The following is a 4,445-nucleotide window of genomic DNA, read 5'->3' as shown; positions in this document are numbered from 1 at the left end:
TGCACGTTGAGTTGGGAGGTAAGCTGGTTGATTTTGCGGGCTGGGAGATGCCTGTTCAGTATCCGATGGGGATTATGGGGGAACATAAGCAGTGTCGTGAGAAGGCGGCGGTGTTTGATGTGTCTCATATGGGTCAGGTGATCCTGCGCGGTGAGAATGTGGGTGAGAAGCTGGAGGCGATCTGCCCGCAGGCCTATGCGACCTTGAAAGAGGGCAAGGCGCGGTACGGGTTTTTCACCAACGCGGATGGCGGGATCATGGACGATTTGATCGTGTCGAATGCGGGGGATCATTTCTTTGTGGTGGTGAACGCGGCGCTGCGGCATCAGGACATTCCGCATATGAAGGCGAACCTCGAAGGCGTAGACGTGACCGAGATCTTCGACCGGGCGCTGGTGGCGGTGCAAGGCCCCAAGGCCGAGGATGTTGTGGGGGAACTCTGCCCTGCGGCGCGGGATCTGAAGTTCATGGAAACCACCGTGGCCGACATTATGGGCACCGAATGCCGCATCTCGCGGCTGGGCTATACCGGCGAGGACGGGTATGAGATCTCGATCCCCGAGGACAAGGCGATCGAGATCACCAAGGCCTTTCTGGCGCATGAAGATTGCGAACCGGCCGGTCTGGGCGCGCGCGACAGCCTGCGGCTGGAGGCGGGGCTGTGCCTTTATGGCAATGACATCGATCAGAGCACCTCACCCATCGAGGCCAGCCTTGGCTGGGCAATCCAGAAGCGCCGCAAGGAAGAGGGCGGGTTCCCGGGTGCCGAGCGTGTCCAACGCGAACTGGCCGAGGGTGCCGCCCGCAAGCTGGTGGGCATCAAGCCCGATGGCCGCGCCCCGGCGCGTCAGGGCGTGGAGATCCAGTGCAGCAATGGCAACAGCATCGGTCAGATCACCTCGGGCAGCTTTGGCCCCACGGTGGGCGGCCCGGTGGCGATGGGCTACGTGTCCGCCGGTCACGGCGAGCCGGGAGAGAAGGTGAACCTGATCATCCGGGGCAAGGCGCAACCGGCGCAGATCGTGGCGCTGCCCTTTGTCACCCAGAATTACAAGCGTTGAAGTCAGGAGAGAGACAGCATGGCAACCTATTATTCCGAAGAGCATGAATGGCTGACCGTCGAAGGGGACGTGGCCACTCTGGGCATCACCAAACATGCCGCCGAGCAGCTGGGCGAAGTGGTCTTTGTCGAGCAGCAGGAAGTGGGTGACGAGTTCGAGAAGGACGGCGAGATCGGCGTGATCGAATCCGTCAAGGCGGCCTCGGAACTCTACGCCCCGGTGGATGGCGAGATTGTCGAGGTCAACGAGGCGCTGGCCGACAACCCCGGCGCGCTGAACGAAGACCCCGAGGGCGAGGCCTGGATCTACAAGGTCAAGATCGCGGACGCGTCGCAGCTTGAGGATCTGATGGACGAAGCCGGCTACAAAGCCTTCATCGGCTAAGAAATCACGGCGGATCCTTGCGGGGGTCCGTCCTTCATCTGGCTAAAAATATCCCCGCCGGAGGCATCCGCCACAGCGGCCGGGCGAGACATTCCCTGAGGAGCGCAAAGATGGCCTTCAAACTGACCGATTACGAAGCCTATGACTTCGCCAACCGCCGCCATATCGGGCCCAGCCCGACCGAGATGCGCGACATGCTCAAGGTGATTGGCTTCAAGACGCTGGACGAGCTGATCGACGCCACCGTCCCGCCTGCGATCCGGCAGAAGGAGCCGCTGGACTGGGGTCCGGCGATGACCGAACGCGACGCTCTGTTCCACATGAAAGAGGTGGCGAGCAAGAACACCGTTCTGACCTCGCTGATCGGTCAGGGCTATTATGGCACCACCACGCCCGCGCCGATCCTGCGCAACATTCTGGAAAACCCGGCCTGGTACACCGCCTATACGCCCTATCAGCCCGAGATCAGCCAGGGCCGTCTTGAAGCGCTGCTGAACTTCCAGACTATGGTCAGCGACCTGACCGGGCTGGACGTGGCCAACGCGTCCTTGCTGGACGAAGCCACAGCCGCGGCCGAAGCCATGGCCATGGCCAAGCGCGGCGGGCGGTCGAAAGCCAATAACGCGGCTTTCTTCGTCGACAAGAACTGCCACCCGCAGACCATCGCGGTGATCAAAACCCGCGCCGAGCCTCTGGGCATCGACGTGCAGGTGGCCGATCCGGACACGCTGGACGCGGGCGCCGTCTTTGGCGCGATCTTCCAGTATCCCGGCACCCATGGCCATGTGCGCGACTTCACATCGGAAATCGCGGCGCTGCACGAACATAAAGCCATCGCCATTGTCGCCGCCGACATCCTGTCGCTGGCCCTGCTGAAATCCCCCGGCGAGATGGGCGCGGATATCGCCATCGGCTCGACCCAGCGCTTTGGCGTGCCGATGGGCTATGGCGGCCCGCATGCCGCTTACATGGCGACCACCGACAAGCTGAAACGCTCGATGCCGGGCCGGATCATCGGTGTCAGCATCGACAGCCGCGGCAACAAGGCCTACCGGCTGTCGCTGCAGACCCGCGAGCAACACATTCGGCGCGAGAAGGCGAACTCGAATGTCTGCACCGCGCAGGCGCTGCTGGCGGTGATTGCCTCGATGTATGCGGTCTATCACGGCCCCGACGGCATCAAGGCCATCGCGCAATCGGTGCACCGCAAGACCTCGCGTCTGGCCGCCGGTCTGGAAGAGGCGGGCTTTGCCGTTGAACCGGAAGTGTTCTTTGACACGATCACGGTTGAGGTCGGCCACCTGCAGACAACGGTGATGGAGGCCGCCGTGGCGCGCGGCGTCAACCTGCGCAAGGTCGGCGAGACAAAAGTGGGCATCAGCCTGGACGAACAGACCCGCCCCGAGACCATCGAGGCCGTCTGGGGTGCCTTCGGCATTGACCGCACCGATGACAGCTCGAACGTCGCTTACCGCCTGCCCGATTACGCGCTGCGGGAAAGCGAATACCTGACCCACCCGATCTTCCACCAGAACCGGGCCGAGGCCGAGATCACCCGCTATATGCGCCGTCTGGCCGACCGCGATCTGGCGCTGGACCGGGCGATGATCCCGCTGGGGTCCTGCACCATGAAGCTGAACGCCACGATCGAGATGATCCCGGTCACCTGGCCCGAGTTCGGCAACCTGCACCCGTTCTGCCCCGAAGATCAGGCGCAGGGCTATCACGAGATGATCGCCGATCTGAACGACAAGCTGTGCCAGATCACCGGCTATGACGCGATCAGCCAACAGCCCAACTCGGGCGCGCAGGGCGAATATGCGGGTCTCTTGACCATCCGCAACTACCACTTCGCCCGTGGCGAAGGGCAGCGCAATGTCTGCCTGATCCCGACCTCGGCCCATGGCACCAACCCGGCCTCGGCCCAGATGGTGGGCTGGCAGGTTGTGCCGGTGCAGGCGGATGAGAACGGCAATATCGACCTGAATGACTTCCGCGCCAAGGCGGAAAAGCATTCCGATCATCTGGCCGCCTGCATGATCACCTATCCGTCCACCCATGGCGTCTTTGAGACCACCGTGCAGGAAGTCTGCCAGATCACCCATGACCATGGCGGTCAGGTCTATATCGACGGGGCCAACATGAATGCCATGGTCGGCCTGTCGCGTCCCGGAGACATTGGCGGCGATGTCAGCCACCTGAACCTGCACAAGACCTTCTGCGTCCCCCATGGCGGCGGCGGCCCCGGCATGGGTCCGATCGGCGTCAAGGCGCATCTGACCGAACACCTGCCCGGCCACCCGGAATACGGCACCGCCGTGGGTCCGGTCTCGGCGGCGCCCTTTGGCTCGCCGTCCATTCTGCCGGTCTCGTGGGCCTATGTGCTGCTGATGGGCGGTGCCGGTCTGACGCAGGCGACCAAAGTGGCGATCCTGAACGCCAACTATATCGCGGCGCGTCTGAAGGAGGCCTATCCGATCCTCTACACCTCGGAAACAGGCCGGGTGGCGCATGAATGCATCCTCGACACCCGTCCCCTGGACGAGGCGGCGCATGTCAGCGTTGACGACATCGCCAAACGTCTGGTCGATTCAGGCTTCCACGCCCCCACCATGAGCTGGCCGGTGGCCGGAACCCTGATGGTGGAGCCCACGGAATCGGAACCCATGGCCGAGCTCGACCGCTTCTGCGACGCCATGCTCTCGATCCGAGCGGAAGCGCAGGACATCATCGACGGCAAGATCGACGCCGACAACAACCCGCTGAAAAACGCCCCCCACACGGTGCGCGATCTGGTCGGAGACTGGGACCGCCCCTATAGCCGCGAACAGGCCTGCTTCCCCCCGGGCTCCATGGGCGTCGACAAATACTGGTCCCCCGTCAACCGCGTCGACAACGCATACGGAGACCGAAACCTCGTCTGCACATGCCCCCCAATGGACGCATACAAAGACGCAGCTGAATAACAACAAAACCCCCCGCCACAAAAAGGCGGGGGGT

Annotated in this window: 3 protein-coding genes; all 3 read left to right on the top strand. The window is 63.1% G+C overall.

Annotated elements, in window-relative coordinates:
- On the top strand, nucleotides 1-1,061 hold a 1,061-nt coding region (gcvT, locus tag ACR0C9_RS21810), incomplete at its 5' end, for a glycine cleavage system aminomethyltransferase GcvT (protein ID WP_480782053.1).
- 18 nt (nucleotides 1,062-1,079) lie between these two features.
- Complete coding sequence (gene gcvH / locus ACR0C9_RS21805; RefSeq protein ID WP_170456856.1) at nucleotides 1,080-1,445, top strand: glycine cleavage system protein GcvH; 366 nt, start codon at nucleotides 1,080-1,082, stop codon at nucleotides 1,443-1,445.
- A 110-nt stretch (nucleotides 1,446-1,555) separates the two neighbouring features.
- Nucleotides 1,556-4,411 (top strand): aminomethyl-transferring glycine dehydrogenase, encoded by a 2,856-nt coding sequence (gene gcvP / locus ACR0C9_RS21800; RefSeq protein ID WP_480782052.1) that lies wholly within the window; start codon nucleotides 1,556-1,558, stop codon nucleotides 4,409-4,411.
- The last annotated feature ends 34 nt before the right edge of the window (nucleotides 4,412-4,445 follow it).

The sequence above is a fragment of the Ruegeria sp. C12 genome, from assembly GCF_056537745.1.
Note: the sequence above shows the minus strand (reverse complement) of the source record. Positions and strands in the feature narration are given on the sequence as shown.